Raw genomic sequence first — 16,721 nt, forward strand, 5'->3', positions numbered from 1 at the left:
GACTGCATGCAAGGATAGAGATGATCAGCTTCCTCTTCGCGCTGGCCTTCGGCGCCCAGACTGTCCCCGCGTCGGCTCCGGCAGCCGCTCCCGCCGCACCTGCGCCGGGCGTCTGGACGTTCCGCGAGAGCGCCGATCCGGCCCAGCCGAAAAGCTCGACCGCGACGGTGCGCGCTGCCGACGGTTCGCGGCTGCTGCTGCGCTGCGACACGGTCAACGTGCCGATCGTCTCGGTGCAATTCATGCCCAAGCCCGCCGTCGCGGCCGGTGATTCGCGGATCGTCACGCTGACGCTCGACGAGGGCATGGCGGACATGACCTCGTGGCTGTTTCCCGGCAAGGGCGCCTATAACGGCGAAACTGCCGAAGTCTTCCTGATCGCCGAGGAGATCGCCAAAGCGAAGAAGGTCCGTATCGGCTTCCCCGAAGGCGAGACCATGGTCGAGCGCGAGTTCACCGGCCCGGGCGGCGACGCGATGTTCCGCAAGGTCTACGCCACCTGCGGCATGCCTTATGCGATGCCGTCGGTCACGCCGGCGCCGAAGAAGCAATGAGACGCGCGCAGTGACGGTGGGGACCTTCGAGCGGATCTGGCCCTGGCTCCTGTTTGCGGGAGCGGGAGTGCTGACGCTTGCGGTGATCCGCACGTGGCGGCGCGGCTGGCTGAAGGACGAGGATGGCGTGGTGTTTCATCGCAAGGATCACCCGCGGTCCTTCCTTGTCAACGATCTGCTCGGCGTGGTGAGCATCGGCGTGATGGTCTATGTCGGCTTCGGCGCGCTCAACGGATGGAAATGACATCATGAAGCTCGGCCGCCTCAACCATGTCGGCATCGCGACGCCTTCGATCGAGGCGTCGATTGCCTTTATCGCGACGTGATGGGTGCGCAGGTGATCCGCGCGCCCTTCGATTTGCCCGCACAGGGCGTGAAAGTGTGCTTCGTCGATACGCCCAACACCCAGATCGAGCTGATCGAACCGCTGGGCGAGGGATCGCCGATCCACGGCTTCCTCGCGAAGAACCCGGGCGGAGGGCAGCATCATCTGTGCTATGAAGTGCCCGACATCCACGAGGCCAAAACATGGTTCGAGGGCGTTGGGTGCAAGATACTCGGCGAGCCGCGGATCGGGGCACACGGCACGATGATCTTCTTCGTGCATCCGAAGGACATGGGCGGCGTGCTGACCGAGATCATGGAAACGCCGAAGGACGGACATTGAGCGACGACACGATCCTCTACGCGCTCGATGGCGACGTCGCGGTCCTCAAGCTCAATCGGCCGGACGAGCTGAACGCCGTGACGCTCGACATGCTCGATCTGCTCGCCGCGTCGCTGCGCCGGGCAGTCGAGGACGGCGCACGCGCTGTATTGCTCACCGGCACGGGGCGGGCCTTTTGCGCCGGCGCCTCGCTGAAGGAAGGCTCGGGTGGCGATCCCGGGGACCGGCTGCGCAACCATTACAACCCGGTCCAGCAGACCATGGCCGATCTGCCGATCCCGATCGTGACGGCGATGAACGGCCCGGCGGCGGGGGCGGGGGCGTCGCTGGCGCTGGGCGGCGACATCGTGATCGGCGCGCGCTCGGCCTATCTGCTGCTCGCCTTCGCCAATATCGGGCTGGTTCCCGATGCCGGGGCGACGTGGCTGATCGCCAAGGCGGCCGGGCGGGCGAAGGTGCTCGAAATGGCGTTGCTCGGCGAGCGGCTTTCGGCGCACGACGCGCAGGAGGCGGGATTGCTCACCCATGTGGTGGACGACGGCGTCGTGTTCGACACGGCGATGAGCTATGCCCGCCGCCTCGCCGCGATGCCCACGGTGGCGCTCGGGCTGATCCGCAAGCAGGTCAAGGCGGCGCTGAGCGGCACGCTGGAGGAGACGCTGGCGCTGGAGGCGGAGCACCAGTCGGTCGCGGCGCGCTCACACGATTTCCAGGAGGGCGTCGCGGCGTTCCTCCAGAAGCGCAAGCCGGAGTTCAAGGGACGGTGATATATGTACGTTCGTCCTCCCGGCGGAAGCCGGGATCCAGAGCCACCATGGGCGTCGCTCGCGACTCCTGGATCCCGGCTTTCGCCGGGGTGACGATGGGAATGTACGGTGCCTGAGGATCCCACCCTCGATACCTGGGCTCGCCTCGCCGCGAAGGAAGTGAAGGACGCCGACCTCACCTGGCACACGCCCGAGGGGATCGCGGTCAAGCCGCTCTACACCGCCGCCGACGCACCCGATCCCGGCCTGCCCGGCTTCGCGCCGTTCACCCGCGGCGTGAAGGCGACGATGTATGCCGGGCGGCCGTGGACGATCCGCCAATATGCCGGCTTCTCGACTGCCGAGGAATCGAACGCCTTCTACCGCCGTAATCTCGCCGCGGGGCAGAAGGGACTGTCGATCGCCTTCGATCTCGCCACGCATCGCGGCTATGACAGCGATCATCCGCGCGTCACCGGCGATGTCGGCAAGGCGGGGGTGGCGATCGACACGCTCGCCGACATGCAGATCCTGTTCGACGGAATCCCGCTCGATCAGATGTCGGTATCGATGACGATGAACGGCGCGGTGCTGCCGTGCCTCGCTTTCTACATCGTCGCCGCCGAAGAGCAGGGGTGCGGCAGGACCAGCTCACCGGGACCATCCAGAACGACATCCTCAAGGAGTTCATGGTCCGCAACACCTATATCTATCCGCCCGAACCCTCGATGCGGATCGTCGCGGACATCATCGCTTATACCGCGCAGCACATGCCGCGGTTCAACTCGATCTCGATCTCGGGCTATCACATGCACGAGGCGGGAGCGACGGCGGTGCAGGAGCTCGCCTTCACGCTGGCGGACGGCATGGCCTATGTCCGAGCGGCGATCGCGCGCGGGCTGAGCATCGACGAGTTCGCCGGGCGGCTCTCCTTCTTCTTCGGCATCGGCATGAACTTCTTCATGGAAGTGGCGAAGCTGCGCGCCGCGCGATTGCTGTGGAGCCGGATCATCGCCGGTTTCGGCGGCAGCGCGCGTTCGCAGATGCTGCGCACGCACTGCCAGACCTCGGGCGTGTCGCTGCAGGAGCAGGACCCGTACAACAACGTCATCCGCACCACGATCGAGGCGATGGCGGCGACCTTCGGCGGCACCCAGTCGCTCCACACCAACAGCCTCGACGAGGCGGTGGCGCTGCCCACCGATTTCTCCGCCCGGATCGCGCGCAATACCCAGCTGATCCTGCAGGAAGAGACCGGGATGACGCATGTCGTCGATCCGCTGGGCGGCAGCTATTATGTCGAGGCCCTGACCAACGAACTCGCCGAAAAGGCGTGGGCGCTGATCGAGCAGGTCGAGGCGCTCGGCGGGATGACGCATGCGGTCGAGAGCGGCATGCCGAAAGAGCATATCGAACGCGCCGCCGCCGCCCGCCAGGCCCGGGTCGATCGCGGCGAGGACGTCATCGTCGGCGTCAACAAATACCGGCTCACCGAAGAAGCGCCGATGGACATCCTCGACATCGACAATGCCCGCGTCCGCGCCGACCAGATCAAGCGGATCGAGCGCACCCGCGCCGAACGCGATACTGCGCAGGCCGAGCAATCACTCGGCAATCTCCGCCGCGGCGCGACGGGCACCGACAATTTGCTCGCACTCTGCGTCGAGGCGGCGCGGGCGCGGTGCACGCTCGGCGAGATGTCGGCGGCGATGGAAGTCGCGTTCGGGCGGCACGCAGTGGGCGTGACGCCAATCAAGGGCGTCTATGGCCCCGCCCATGCCGAAGACAAAGGCTGGCTGCGCGCCGAGGAGGGCGTGGCTGCGTTCGAGCGCCGGCAGGGACGCAAGCCACGCGTGCTGGTCGCCAAGATGGGGCAGGACGGGCATGACCGCGGCGCCAATGTCGTGGCCAGTGCCTTTGCCGATCTCGGCTTCGACGTGATCTCCGGACCGCTCTTCCAGACCCCCGCCGAGACCTGCGCGCTGGCGCTGGAGAAGCAGGTCGATGTGGTCGGCGCCTCGAGCCTGGCCGCGGGACACAAGACGCTGATCCCGGAGCTGGTCGATGCGCTCAAGGAAGCCGGGCGGCCGGATATCAAGGTGGTCGCCGGTGGGGTGATTCCGCCACAGGATTATGAATTCCTCCGCGCGCACGGCGTGCAGGCGATCTTCGGTCCCGGTACCAACCTTGTCAGCGCGGCCGCCGAAGTGCTCAAGCTGCTCGGGCATAATCTACCGCCGATCGACGAGGCTGCCGAATGACCGACGAAGACGAGCAGATGGCGCTCGATACGGGCGGCGGCGAGGCGCTGCTATATGATTACTTCAAGCATCTCACCCAATTGTCCCTGTTCTCGCTGGGCGGGGTGCTGGCGCTGGCCGGTCCGGCGCGTGGGGCGCGCTGGCTGTTGATCGGGGCGCTGGTGGTGATCGGATCGTCGGCATTGATCTCGTTCAGCGGCGCCGGCGAGATTGTCCGCACCCGTTTCCACGGCAAGCCGACCGCCAAATACCTTGATTTCTACCGCATCTCCGCGCCGCTTCTGCTCTCGCTGGGACTCGGCATCTTCCTCTATCTGTTCATCAAGACATTGGGACCCGCATGATCCGTACCGACTGGACCCGCGACGAGATCGCGGCCTTGTTCGACCTGCCGTTCGGCGAACTCGTGTTCCGCGCGCAGACCGTGCACCGCGAACATCACGCGCCGGATCAGGTCCAGATGTCGACCCTGTTGTCGATCAAGACCGGCGGCTGCCCCGAGGATTGCGGCTATTGCAACCAGTCGGTGCATGCCGAGACCGGGCTCAAGGCAACCAAGCTGATGGACGTGCGCGCGGTGCTCCAGGCCGCGGCGCAGGCGAAGGACAATGGCAGCTCGCGCTTCTGCATGGGTGCGGCGTGGCGCAACCCCAAGGACCGCGACATGCCCGCCATCGTGGAGATGGTACGCGGGGTCCGCCAGATGGGAATGGAGACCTGCATGACTTTGGGCATGCTCACGCCGGCGCAGGCAGCGATGCTCGGCGATGCCGGGCTCGATTATTACAACCACAATATCGACACGTCGCCCGAGCGCTATGGCGAGGTGATCACCACGCGGAGCTTCGAGGACCGGCTCGACACGCTGGAGCATGTCCGCGAGGCGGGGATCAATGTGTGCTGCGGTGGGATCGTCGGGATGGGCGAGACGCGCGCCGACCGCGTCGGCTTCGTCCACGCGCTCGCCACGCTGACGCGGCACCCCGAGAGCGTGCCGGTCAATGCTTTGGTGCCGGTGAAGGGCACGGTACTCGGCGACATGCTCGCCGATACGCCGCTGGCCAAGATCGACGATATCGAGTTCGTGCGGACGATCGCGGTGGCGCGGATCACGATGCCGGAGTCGATGGTGCGGCTGTCGGCGGGACGCGAGAGCATGAGCGATGCGACGCAGGCACTCTGCTTCATGGCGGGCGCCAATTCGATCTTCACCGGCGACAAATTGCTCACCACCGGCAACGCCGGCGACGACAAGGACGCGGCGCTGTTCGCGCGCCTCGGAATCACGCCGATGGCGGCGGAGTGCAATATGGAACTGGAGGCGGCGGAGTGATCCTGCTCGCGCTCCTGATGGTCCAGACCGATAGCGATGCAAATACCAAGCAGGAAATTGCATTCTGCGCCAGCAAGGAGAACATTCAGCCTTACCGCTTCTGCTTGGTAGATCAAAGATACGAACGCGCGCGCAAGGAGCTTGCAGTGGCGCTGATCGACGCCCGTCGGGCTGCAATCGCGAAAAGACGCGAAATTGCTGAATCGAGACGTCTTGGGATTGGCGTGACACTTTCTGGGGACCCTGTGAGAGCCCTCCAGCTTTCGCAACGCGCATGGGAGCGCTCCTATCGCGCTGACTGTTATGTGGTTGGTCTTGGCGTAGCGACCGGGAATGCTGGCACCCAAGGTGTCACAACGGATTGGGAGTGCGAGATGCATAGGGTGCTGGACCGCGTCGCATTTTTGAAAAAGGCCTTTTAGGTCAGGAGAGTTAGACGTTGTTCAAGAAGATCCTGGTCGCCAATCGCGGCGAGATCGCGTGTCGGGTGATGCGCACCGCCAAGAAGATGGGGATCGCCACCGTCGCGGTCTATTCGGATGCGGACGCGCGCGCGCCGCATGTGCGGATGGCCGACGAGAGTGTGCGGCTCGGGCCGGCGCCGGCGGCGGAATCCTATCTCAAGGCGGAGCTGATCCTGCTCGCCGCCAAGGAGACCGGGGCGGACTGCATCCATCCGGGCTATGGCTTTCTCTCCGAGCGCGAGAGCTTCGCGCGCGCCTGTGCCGAGGCGGGGATCGCATTCGTGGGGCCGCCGCCCAACGCCATCGCGGCGATGGGCGACAAGATCGAGTCCAAGAAGCTCGCCAAGGCGGCCGGCGTGAATGTCGTCCCCGGCTTTGTCGGCGAGATCGACGATACCGAACATGCGGTGCGGATCGCCTCGGAGATCGGCTATCCGGTGATGATGAAGGCCTCGGCCGGCGGCGGCGGCAAGGGGATGCGGCTGGCCTTTGGCGAGCAGGACGTCCGCGATGGCTTCGAGGCGACGAAGCGCGAGGGCCTCGCCAGCTTCGGCGACGACCGGGTGTTCATCGAGAAGTTCATCGAGCAGCCGCGCCATATCGAGATCCAGGTGCTGGGCGATCAGCACGGCAACATCGTCTATCTCGGCGAGCGCGAATGCTCGATCCAGCGGCGGCACCAGAAGGTGGTCGAGGAAGCGCCGTCGCCCTTCGTCACGCCCGAGATGCGCAGGCGGATGGGCGAACAGGCAGTCGCGCTGGCGCGGGCGGTGGGCTATTATTCGGCGGGCACGGTCGAACTGATCGTCAGCGGCACCGACACCACCGGCGAAGGCTTCTACTTCCTCGAGATGAACACAAGGCTGCAGGTCGAGCATCCGGTGACCGAGGAAGTCACCGGGCTGGATCTGGTCGAGCAGATGATCCGCGTCGCCGCGGGCGAGCCGCTCGCCTTCGCGCAGGAGGATGTGAAGCTCACCGGCTGGGCGATAGAGAACCGGGTCTATGCCGAGGATCCCTATCGCGGCTTCCTGCCCTCGACCGGGCGACTGGTGCGCTATCGCCCGCCCGTCGAGGCGCGCGACGAGGCCGGTGTGACGCGGGTCGACGACGGCGTGACCGAGGGCAGCGAGATCTCGATGTTCTACGATCCGATGATCGCCAAATTGGTCACCTGGGCGCCAACGCGCGAAGAAGCCGTCGATCGGCAGGTCGCAGCGCTCGATCGCTTCCGGATCGACGGGATCGGCCACAATATCGACTTCCTCTCGGCGATCATGCAGCACCCGCGCTTCCGCGAAGGCGCGCTGACCACCGGGTTCATCGCCGAGGAATATCCCGAAGGGTTCGGGGCGCACCGGCCTCCTCCGAGCTTCGACGCAAGCTCGCGGCGGCGGCGGTGGTGCTCGATCTGGAGCGCAGCTACCAGGGTTCACGCATCTCCGGGCAGCTCGGAGGACGGGTCGTGGGTACCACCGAGCGTGTGGTTCTGATCGACAGCGAACGCTTTGAGATCAGCGTCGACGGATATGAGGGAGGATTGCTCGTCAATTTCGACCCGGATGAAGCACCGCTCGACATCGTCGGCCATTGGCGCCCGGGCGAGCCGCTGTTCGCGGTGCGGATCGACGACGCGCCGCTCACCGTGGGCGTCGAACGCAAGGGATCGGCCTGGCGGTTGACCGCGCATGGTGCGTCGCACCGCATCGAAGTGCTGCCGCCGCATATCGCTCAATATCGGCATCACATGATCGAGAAGATTCCGCCCGACATGAGCAAATTCCTGCTCGCGCCGATGCCGGGGCTGCTCACCCAGCTCCACGTCGCGCCGGGTGACAAGGTCGAGGCGGGGCAGGCGCTCGCGGTGGTCGAGGCGATGAAGATGGAGAACATCCTGCGCGCCGAGCGGACGGGGGTGGTGAAAGCCGCCAATTTCGCGCCCGGCGAGAGCCTTGCGGTGGACGCAGCGATCCTCGAGTTCGAATAGTCGCCGCTTCGTCATCCCGGCGAAGGCCGGGATCCAGAGCCAGAAATGCTGTCCGATTTGACTCTGGATCCCGGCTTTCGCCGGGATGACGGCGGTAAACTAAACCAACCCGCGACCGTCTATCCGCAGCACGGGGACGAAATCGTCCGGACCGCCGCGCGGCAAAGTCACCGTCAGCCCCGCGTCGCTGCGTTCGAACTTTATCCGCCCGCCGCCGACCAGCGTGACGCGCTCGATCGCGGCGTCGGGCAAAGCGGCCTTGCCCAGCCCGACGATCGTCACCGGGCGCTCGGGCCATGCCAGCAGCGCGGCGTAGAGCGCGCCCTTGCGCGTGGTGAAGCGCACGTCGTCGGCAGTGAATTCGACCTTGCCTTCGTTGAACATGCCGCCGCCGACCTTGGTCGGGCCCTCGCCATAGATGCGCCACGGCCGCGAGCCGAAGATCGCGGCGTCGCCGTTGCGCTGCATCCAGCGCGTGATGCCGGCGACGATCTTCTCCTCCTCGCCATCGATCGTGCCGTCGCCGCGAACCGGGATCGACAGCAACAGATTGCCGTTCTTGGAGACGACGTCACATAGCCGCTGGATGACCTTGGCCGCGGGCACGTATGATTTCTGCTCGTAGCGTGCGCGGTTATAGTGCCAGTCGCCGATGCAGGTGCAGGTCTGCCACGGCTCTTCGCGCAGCCGATCGCTGAAGCCGCGCTCGACATCGTCGACCAAGGCGGTGCGCTGATACGGGGTCAGCTGCTTGGCAGTGGCGACGACCTCGACCTGGCCGTCGCGCGCGATGCTCTGGCTGTAGTAATGCGCGATCGCTTCGAGCCCGACATTGCCGAAGGGCAGGCCGAAATTGTCGAAATAGACCATGTCCGGCCGGTATTTCTCGACCAGATCCTGCTGGCGGAGCAGCCATTTGGCGACGTGGTGCGGATTCTGGGGCGGGGCGAATTCCATCCAGCGGCCGCTATGGACGTCGTGCCAGTCGCGCATCGCCTTCGCGCTTTCGATTCCCTCGGGCGGGACCATCGACGGGCCGGTATAGAGCTCCTGCGGGTCGAGCCCGTCCCACCATTTGCCGGCACCGTCGGCCTTGGTGAGCTTGAACGCGTCGTAGCGCTCGCCGGCGCGGGGGCCTTCTGCGTCATAACCATAGGCGGTCTGCCACCAATGCCAGGCATGTGCGCTGTGATTGGAGACTGCGAAGCGCAGCCCATTGGCGCGCGCGATCTTCTCCCAGGTGCCGATGATGTCGCGCTTCGGCCCGACGCGCAGCGTGTTCCACGGATGATATTTGCTGTCGTACGTATCGAGATTGTCGTGATGATTGGCGAGCGCCATGAAATAGCGGGCGCCTGCCGCCTTGTAGAGCCGGACCAGATGCTCGGGGTCCCAATTCTCGGCCTTCCACGCATTCTCGATCTCGAGGAAGCCGCGATCGGCCGGATGGCCATAATTCTTCAGATGATGCTCGTAGACCGGGTTCCCCTGGAGATACATCTGGCGGCCGTACCAGTCGCCGAATTCGGGGACGCATTGCGCGCTCCAATGCGCCCAGATCCCGAACTTGGCGTCGCGGAACCAGTCGGGCACGCGGAAGGCCTCGACCAGGCCCGACCAGTCGGGCGCGACTTCGGCACTGGCGGAAGGGGCCATGCCCGCAGCGCTCACGCCCGCAAAACTTCCGAGCGCCTGTCTCCGCGTAAGCCGCATGCCCCCACCTTTTCATTCATGAAAATTGTTTTCGCGAGAATATCGAAGGCGTGGCGCAGAGGCAAGGTCTCGTGTGCGTTTCGCATCCCGGGAACCTGCAACTACGGGTTTCTGCCATGTTTCCACGGTCGGGAATCTAGGATAAAAGGTTTGTTAAGTAGCCGAGATTGCGTGCGTTCCCTGCAAGCGTTCCGGCGACATCCGGAGCGTGTCTATGGGGGACAAGCGGGGCATAGAGCCCGTGCGTTATTCGACTGCGGGGATAGATCCCGCCGAGCGTCACGAAACATGGTCTGATCGCGGGTGGCCCAGCGTGGCCGCCTTGTTCGATTCCACGCCGATCGGTCCGTTCTCGACCTCGGCGGAGAATGTCTATCTCGACGGGATCGCAGTCTCCTATTCGACGGGAACCGCGCGCATTCTGGAACGGACGCCCGAGCGGATCGCAGCGGACCGGATCGACATTCTCGGCGTGGGCGTGCTGCTCGAAGGCGAGATGCAGGGCGTGGCCCGGTTGCGCGAGTTCGAGGCGCGATCCGGCGAGATATTGCTGTTCGACATTGCCCAGCCGATCACGATGACGATGTCGATCGCCCGGTCGATCCAGCTGGCGATCCCGCGCGCATTGGCCGAGGCGGAGCTGGGACCTGTGGCGGATCTGCACGGGCTGGTCATCGGGCGCGAGCAGGCGACTCTGCTCTACGCGCATCTGGTCAAGCTGAGCGAAGCGCTGCAATCGATTTCCGAAGAGGATGCGCCGCGCATCGCACGGACGCTGCTCGATCTGCTCGTAGTGGCGGTCCATGCCTCGGAGCACGCCGATCGTGACGCGCCCCGGCTCATGGTCGGCATGGCGGCGCGGGCGCGGAGCGAGATCCGCGCCAATCTCGAATCTGCCTCGCTCAACGTCGCCAGTCTTTGCCGCCGGCTGAAGATCTCGCGAAGCACGCTGCACCGGCTGTTCGAGAGCGAGGGCGGGGTGCAGACCTATATCCGCACCAGCCGGCTCGACGCCGCCAAGATCGCACTTCTCGATTCCACCAACGAGGAGCGGATCGGGGCCATCGCCGAGCGGCTCGGCTTCAGCGATGCGGCGCATTTCAGCCGCCTGTTCCGCGCGCGCTTCGGCGAGACTCCCAGCCAGTGCCGGGGCGGGCGCAGGGACGGCTAGAAGAGCAGGGTCAGCGCGTAGAATCCCGCGCCCACGAGCGCCGAGGCGGGGATCGTGATCACCCACGCCATGACCACGCTCTGCGCGACGCCCCAGCGCACCGCCGATGCGCGGCGTGCGGTGCCGGCACCGATGATCGAGCCGGTGATCGTATGTGTCGTCGAGACCGGGATGCCCAGCGCCGATGCCGAGAACAGGATGATCGAGCCGGCGAGCGACGCGCTGAAGCCCTGATGCTGCGACAGCTTGGTAATGCGCGAGCCCATCGTCTCGATGATCTTCCAGCCGCCGGTCATCGTGCCGAGCGCGATCGCGACATAGCAGCTGATCGCCACCCAATGGGGAACGTGGAATTCGCCGGTCAGATTGCCGGTGGAATAGAGCAGCACCGTGATGATGCCCATCGTCTTCTGCGCGTCGTTGAGGCCGTGGCTCAGCGAATAAGCGGCGGAGGAGATGAGGTGCAGGCCGCGGAAGCTGCGCTCGGCGGTGCGCGCGGTGGCGCGATGCAGCAGCCATGAGCTGACGAGCATGACGAGCATCGCCAGCAGCATGCCCAGCGTCGGCGACAGGACGATTGCGAGCAATGTCTTGTTGAGCCCGCTCCAATGGATGCCGGTGAGGCCGGCATGCGCCACGCCCGCGCCGATCAGTCCGCCGACCAGTGCGTGGCTGCTCGAGGAGGAATGCCCTTCATCCAGGTCAGCACGTTCCAGAACATCGCCCCGCCGAGCGCGCCGAAGATCACTGCGGGTGTCACGACATCCTTGTCGACCAGCCCCTTGCCGATCGTCTCGGCGACGGCGTGAAGCGAGGGGATTGCGATCGTCAGGAAATAAGCGGCGAAATTGAACACCGCGGCGAACAGCACCGCCTGCACCGGCGACAACAGCCGGGTCGCGACCACTGTGGCGATCGAATTGGCGGCGTCGTGAAGCCCGTTGAGGAAGTCGAACGCCAGCGCGACGGCGATCAGGCCGATCAGCAGGGGCAGGGCTAGTTCGTGCATGTCGGCGTGTCAGGCGTGATCGATGACGATGCCGTCGATCTCGTTCGCGACATCCTCGAACGCGTCGACGATCCGCTCGAGATGCTTGTAGAGCTCGCGCTCGACGACGAACTTGAGCGTATCGGTCGCGCCATGTTCCTTGAGCGAGCGCTTGAGCCCGGCGGCGTGGATGTCGTCGGCATGGCCTTCCATGCGGACGAGGCGCTCGGTCAGCTCGTGCAGGCGAGCGCTGTTCTGTGCGACGTTGCGGAGCAGCGGCATCGCCTCTGCCGTGACTCGCGCGGCATCGACGACGATGGCCGCCATGTCCTTCATCTCGGGTGAGAAGCTCTCGACCTCATACAGCGCGATCGCGTTGACCGTCGCCTGCATCTCGTCGATCGAGATCGTCGAGCGCGCCGATCAGGCTGGTGATCGCGCCGCGATCGAACGGCGTGAGGAAGGTCTTCCGCACGGTCTGGAGCACTTCGCGGGTGATGTTGTCGGCATCATGCTCGCGTTCGATGACTTCGCGGATATGCTCCGCGCTCGCAGGGCCGCCCTCGAGCAGGCGCGCCAGCGCATCTCCGGCGGCCATGACGGTGACCGAATGCGCCTCGAACAGTTCGAAGAAGTTGCCCGTGCGGGGCAACAGGCGCTGGAACCAGGCAAACATCGGACCTAACCTCGATTTTTCAGCGACGGCGCCGAGGACGCCGGTGCGCTGGGTTGCAGCCTTGAACTCGGACGCGCCGAACGAACGGATGAGATCGCGCAGATCGGGCTCTTCCACCGCTTCCGCCGCTTCCGAAAGCGTGAACCAGCGCCGCTCGCGTTCCTGCTGCTCTTTCCAGCTGGGAAGCTCGCGCGTCACGGCGAGGGGAAAGACATCGACGTCCATCATCAGCGACGCGCCGCTGCCGCGCCGCTTGCGATAACGATAGGAGCCGAGTGGCGTCGGGCAGACGGGGCCGACCACGCCGGCCTCTTCCTCGGCTTCCAGCGCGGCCGCGGCATGTGGCGGCGTGCCCGACATGGGATTGCCCTTGGGTATCACCCATCGGCCGGTACCGCGCGAAGTGACCAGCAGGATGTGGACCGCGGCATCGGTTGCCGGGTCTTCGTTGCGATAGGGCAGGGCGGCGATTTGGCGAATGACGGAGTTCCGGGGCTGCCGGCGTCTGGCCGGCTCGCCGCAATGGCTCCAATCGTCCCGCAATTCAAGCGGGACCGCGACTTGCCCGCTGCCCTTCAGCCCTTGTTCAGACAAAGGGTGTCATGATCGCGCGATGCGCAAGTTCCTCACCATCCTGATCCTCGGCGCCGCAGTCATTGCCACGCCTGCCATCGCGGGCGAACGTGACACTCCGGAGGTCAAGCTCCAGAAGCTGCTGGACGGGCGCGTCGCGGGCAAGCCGGTCGACTGCATCAGCCTCTCGTCGGTGAGCAACAGCCAGATCATCGAAGGCAAGGCGATCGTGTATCGCGCGGGCGGGCGCCTCTACGTCAACGAGCCGCGCTCCGGCGCGGACCAGCTCGACGATGACGTCATATTGGTAACGCGCACCTCCGGCTCGCAATTGTGCAGCATCGACACGGTGCATCTCATCGATTCGGCCAGCCGCTTCCCGCGCGGCTTCGTCCAGCTCGGCAAGTTCGTGCCCTACACCAAGCCCAAGCCGGCGAACTGATCGGTTCCGCCCCTGGGGCGAACAAACCTGGCTGATGGACTTGGCGCAGGCCTGTCCCTAGGATTCGCGCATGTCGGCTCCCGGGACTGGACCAGCTTCGTGGTTTGACCGTCTGTTCCTTGCACGGGGATTTTCGCCGGTAGCCCGGTTCGGGCTGGTGTCGGCGGTGCTCTGCGCCGTGGTGCTGCTCTTCTTCTGGCCCGGCGTCGCGCACTACGACACTGTGGCGCAGTATCAGCAAGTCGTTTCCGGTGCCTATTATGACTGGCATCCGCCGGCGATGGCGCGGCTCTGGTCGGTCTTCCATGCATTGGGCTGGGCGGGGCAGGGGCCGATGTTCCTGCTCCAGACCGTGCTCTACTGGATCGGGCTGGGATTGGTTGCAGCGGCACTCGCGCGCGGCGGTGCGCGGATCGCCGCGGTGGCGGTGCTCGCGCTCGGGCTGTGGCCGCCCGCCCTCGGCTGGCAGGCGGTGGTGGTCAAGGACGGCCAGATGGCCGCCGCCCTGCTCGCCGCGACTGGCCTCGTCGCGTGGAAGCGGCTCGCGGGGAAGCCGCTCGGCGCGATCGGCACGGCTGCTCTGGTCGTACTCCTCGGCTATGCGGTGCTCGTCCGGTCCAATGCCATTTTCGCAGTGGCGCCGCTCGCAGTGGGACTGTTCGCGCCCTGGCGGTGGCAGGAATGGCGCTCGCGCTTCCTGCTGATCGGCGCGGCGACGGTGGCGACGCTGGCCTTGTCCCCAGCGATCAATCACGGCCTGCTCGGCGCCGAGGCGAGCGGAGTCGAGGCGACCCAGCCGATCTTCGACATGGCCGGCATCGCGCACCGCGCGGGCCCGGAGGCGGTGCCGCTGCTCCCGCCCGAGACGTGGCGGCAATTGGAGGCAAAGCGCTGCTATTCGTCGATCCTGTGGGACATATTCTCGATCGGAAAGCGCTGCGATTTCATACAGCATGGCCTCGCTGGCCGACCCCGTCAGGAGATATTCTCGGCCTGGATGCGCGCGATCCGCGAGCATCCCGTTGCCTATCTGTCCCACCGACTCGCGCACTGGAATGCGACCATGCGCTGGTTCGTCCCCCGGCATTTCCCGCAAGCGGCGCCGCAGGCCGAATCCCAGCCGAACAAATTCGGGCTGGGCTCGCCCGGAAGCCAGGTAGCAGCCTATGATCGGCTCGCCGGCTGGTTGGTGGATAGCCCCCTGGGCGCGCCGATCTTCGCCTTGGCCGTGGCGCTGGCGGTGCTGGCGCTGGCCCGGCCCGCGCAAAGCGCAGCGCACGGGCTCGCGGTCCCGCTCGCGCTGTCGGCGACGGCGATGGAATGGAGCTTCCTCGTCGTCAGCATCGCGATCGACTGGCGCTATCATCTCTGGTCGACGCTCGCGGCCGGGCTGTCGGCGATCCTGCTCGTCACCGAGCCTTTGCCCAAACGCGGTGCGCGGATCGCGCTGGCGGCATTGGCGTTGATCGCGCTCACCGCCCTCGCGGCGCGGCTAATGCTGCCGCAGATCGGCGACAGTTACGAGGCGCTAATCCGCTGAGCCTGAGTTACAGCGGTCCCGGCACGCGTTCGAAGATATAGACCGCCGGGCCGCCGCGCAGCCCCGGAGCCGGGTCGATGACCTGCCGCAGCGTGCTTCCCTGTGTGAGCGCGGCATAGCGCCGCCATTCGGAGGCATAATGCGTCCGGTCGTCGCGATAGCGGTCATAGTGGCTGAGGACGAGGTAGCGGGCGCGGCAGCCGTCGAGGCGCGGCAGATCGACATTGCCGAGATCTACGACAGGACGCCCCGAGCGCAAGGTCTCGGCCTCGGCGTAGCGGATGTTCCGCGCGAGCAGTTTCCGCGCGTCGATGCACCCCGCGCTGCCCAGCGGGAACAGCAAATTCCAGGGGCCGGAGACGAGATCGATCGCGGAGTGCTCGACCAGCACCGTGCTGCCCGGCGGGGCGTGCGTGCGGATCCAGGCGGAGGCGAGCTGGCGGGTGTCGTTCGCGCGTTCGGCGGCCCGGTGCTGCGCGGCCTGCAGCATCGGCACCATCAGCAGCATAGCGGCGAGCGGTTCGAGCAGGGGCAGCCTCCGGCCGGTGCGCAATCGCAACTCATCGGCGAGCACATGCACCGCGTATCCCAGGGCGATCGCCGCAAGGGAAGCAACGGGATCAGCCAGCGCTCCCAGCGCAGCGCCTGGATCGAGATCAGCACGGCGAAGGCGGCAATTCCCGGCAGTACGGCGACGGCAGCGGTACGGTTGCGCAGCGCCATCAGGACGATGCCGAATGCGCTGAGAGCAAGTCCGCCCACGCCCAGCGAGCCGAGCAGGGGATGGCCGACATACCAGGCGAGATTGACGAAGAAGCCGCCCCCGGTGGCGCCGGGGTGCATCGGTCGCGCTTCGCCGGCGAGATCGCGGACGACCGCGGGATAATCGAGCAGGAGATAGGGCGAGGCCAGCAACAACGTAGCCACAGCGGCGGCGGCGAACAAGGCGAGCCGCGTCACCTCGCGATTTCCCGGGCAATGCGCCAGAGCCCGGCGACGACCGGGCTCAGCGCGATCGTTGCCGCAGGCCATTTGGTCGCGCAGCCAAGCCCTACGAAGACGCCCGCGAGCAGATAATCGCGCAGCCTGCCGTGCTCGACGATCGCGATCGTGGTGAGCAGGCAGAGCAGCATGAAGACGCTGGCCTGGATATCGGTGCGGATGACCTGCGAATAGTCGATATGCACAGCGTTGACCGCGAGGAACGCCGCGGCGAGCAACCCGGTGTGCGATCCGCCGATCCGCTTGCCCAGCCGCCAGGTCAGCAGGACGCAGGCGACACCGCAGGCGGCGATGAGCAGCCGGACGGGGACGAACAGGATCGCCGGATCGGCATAGACCGCGCTGACGAACGCATCCGTATCGGCATAGCGCCCGGTCGCGATGCCGATCCCGCCGACGGCGAGGCTGACCAGCGCGATGGAATAAAGGGTGATCGTGCCGGGATGGCCGAACCATCCCGGATTCAGGCTGTGGTTTCGCAGCAACTCGACGGCCGTCATCATGAATAGCGGTTCGTCGGGATCGTTGAGCGCGGGCAGGCCGAAGCCGATGCCGCGCACGCGCAGGCCCGCCGCGATCAGCAGGATCAGGAGCAACAGGCCGC

At 66.0% G+C, this 16,721-nt stretch carries 13 protein-coding genes and 5 pseudogenes; 12 read left to right on the top strand and 6 right to left on the bottom strand.

The window, feature by feature from the left end:
* Positions 1-20: 20 nt before the first annotated feature.
* The 9 genes and pseudogenes from PIB19_RS02490 to PIB19_RS02530 all read left to right on the top strand — a co-directional run bounded on the left by PIB19_RS02490 (position 21) and on the right by PIB19_RS02530 (position 8,012).
* Complete coding sequence (locus PIB19_RS02490; RefSeq protein WP_271239541.1) at positions 21-554, top strand: hypothetical protein; 534 nt, start codon at positions 21-23, stop codon at positions 552-554.
* A gap of 10 nt (positions 555-564) precedes the next feature.
* Complete coding sequence (locus PIB19_RS02495) at positions 565-798, top strand: hypothetical protein (protein WP_271239542.1); 234 nt, start codon at positions 565-567, stop codon at positions 796-798.
* Between the two features lie 4 nt (positions 799-802).
* Positions 803-1,221 (top strand): annotated as a pseudogene (gene mce, locus PIB19_RS02500) (methylmalonyl-CoA epimerase).
* Positions 1,218-1,988 carry an enoyl-CoA hydratase-related protein gene (locus PIB19_RS02505; RefSeq protein ID WP_271239543.1) on the top strand — a complete coding sequence of 257 codons (771 nt, stop codon included), beginning with the start codon at positions 1,218-1,220 and terminating at the stop codon, positions 1,986-1,988. The pseudogene mce and the gene PIB19_RS02505 overlap by 4 nt, the downstream one beginning before the upstream one ends.
* A gap of 108 nt (positions 1,989-2,096) precedes the next feature.
* A pseudogene (gene scpA / locus PIB19_RS02510) lies at positions 2,097-4,228 on the top strand (methylmalonyl-CoA mutase).
* Positions 4,225-4,572, top strand: coding sequence for a hypothetical protein (locus PIB19_RS02515; protein ID WP_271239544.1), 348 nt, complete (start codon positions 4,225-4,227; stop codon positions 4,570-4,572). Before scpA ends, PIB19_RS02515 begins: the two are co-directional and overlap by 4 nt.
* Positions 4,569-5,561, top strand: coding sequence for a biotin synthase BioB (bioB, locus tag PIB19_RS02520; protein ID WP_271239545.1), 993 nt, complete (start codon positions 4,569-4,571; stop codon positions 5,559-5,561). Before PIB19_RS02515 ends, bioB begins: the two co-directional genes overlap by 4 nt.
* Positions 5,558-5,983 (top strand): lysozyme inhibitor LprI family protein, encoded by a 426-nt coding sequence (locus PIB19_RS02525; RefSeq protein ID WP_271239546.1) that lies wholly within the window; start codon positions 5,558-5,560, stop codon positions 5,981-5,983. Before bioB ends, PIB19_RS02525 begins: the two co-directional genes overlap by 4 nt.
* Before the next feature lie 17 nt (positions 5,984-6,000).
* Positions 6,001-8,012: pseudogene (locus PIB19_RS02530) on the top strand (ATP-binding protein).
* Between the two features lie 99 nt (positions 8,013-8,111).
* On the opposite strand, the gene PIB19_RS02535 reads toward PIB19_RS02530, so the two are convergent.
* Entirely contained in the window at positions 8,112-9,725 is a 1,614-nt protein-coding gene (locus PIB19_RS02535; protein WP_271239547.1) for an alpha-L-fucosidase, read from the bottom strand.
* A gap of 313 nt (positions 9,726-10,038) precedes the next feature.
* On the opposite strand from PIB19_RS02535, the gene PIB19_RS02540 reads away from it, so the two are divergent.
* Positions 10,039-10,896: a helix-turn-helix domain-containing protein gene (locus PIB19_RS02540; RefSeq protein ID WP_271239548.1), complete on the top strand. Its 858-nt coding sequence runs from the start codon at positions 10,039-10,041 to the stop codon at positions 10,894-10,896.
* Here the strand turns inward: PIB19_RS02540 and PIB19_RS02545 are convergent.
* Together PIB19_RS02545 and PIB19_RS02550 are read right to left on the bottom strand one after the other, a co-directional pair.
* Positions 10,893-11,905, bottom strand: a pseudogene (locus tag PIB19_RS02545) (inorganic phosphate transporter). The gene PIB19_RS02540 and the pseudogene PIB19_RS02545 sit on opposite strands and share 4 nt — an antisense overlap.
* 9 nt (positions 11,906-11,914) lie before the next feature.
* A pseudogene (locus tag PIB19_RS02550) lies at positions 11,915-13,040 on the bottom strand (DUF47 family protein).
* A gap of 133 nt (positions 13,041-13,173) precedes the next feature.
* Here PIB19_RS02550 and PIB19_RS02555 point away from each other — a divergent pair.
* Positions 13,174-13,575 carry a hypothetical protein gene (locus PIB19_RS02555; protein ID WP_271239549.1) on the top strand — a complete coding sequence of 134 codons (402 nt, stop codon included), beginning with the start codon at positions 13,174-13,176 and terminating at the stop codon, positions 13,573-13,575.
* 70 nt (positions 13,576-13,645) lie between these two features.
* A complete protein-coding gene (locus tag PIB19_RS02560) occupies positions 13,646-15,115 on the top strand; it encodes a hypothetical protein (protein ID WP_271239550.1) in 1,470 nt (489 codons plus the stop codon).
* A gap of 7 nt (positions 15,116-15,122) precedes the next feature.
* On the opposite strand, the gene PIB19_RS02565 is transcribed toward PIB19_RS02560, so the two are convergent.
* Genes PIB19_RS02565 through PIB19_RS02575 form a run of 3 tightly spaced genes read right to left on the bottom strand, consistent with a single transcriptional unit; the run spans position 15,123 to position 16,713 of the window.
* Positions 15,123-15,623 carry a hypothetical protein gene (locus PIB19_RS02565; RefSeq protein WP_271239551.1) on the bottom strand — a complete coding sequence of 167 codons (501 nt, stop codon included), beginning with the start codon at positions 15,621-15,623 and terminating at the stop codon, positions 15,123-15,125.
* Positions 15,614-16,075: a hypothetical protein gene (locus PIB19_RS02570; RefSeq protein ID WP_271239552.1), complete on the bottom strand. Its 462-nt coding sequence runs from the start codon at positions 16,073-16,075 to the stop codon at positions 15,614-15,616. Before PIB19_RS02570 ends, PIB19_RS02565 begins: the two co-directional genes overlap by 10 nt.
* Positions 16,072-16,713, bottom strand: a complete 642-nt coding sequence (locus PIB19_RS02575; RefSeq protein ID WP_271239553.1) for an ArnT family glycosyltransferase — start codon at positions 16,711-16,713, stop codon at positions 16,072-16,074. Before PIB19_RS02575 ends, PIB19_RS02570 begins: the two co-directional genes overlap by 4 nt.
* Between the last annotated feature and the right edge of the window lie 8 nt (positions 16,714-16,721).

It is taken from the genome of Sphingomonas sp. 7/4-4 (assembly GCF_027941955.1).
Taxonomy (GTDB): Bacteria; Pseudomonadota; Alphaproteobacteria; order Sphingomonadales; family Sphingomonadaceae; genus Sphingomonas.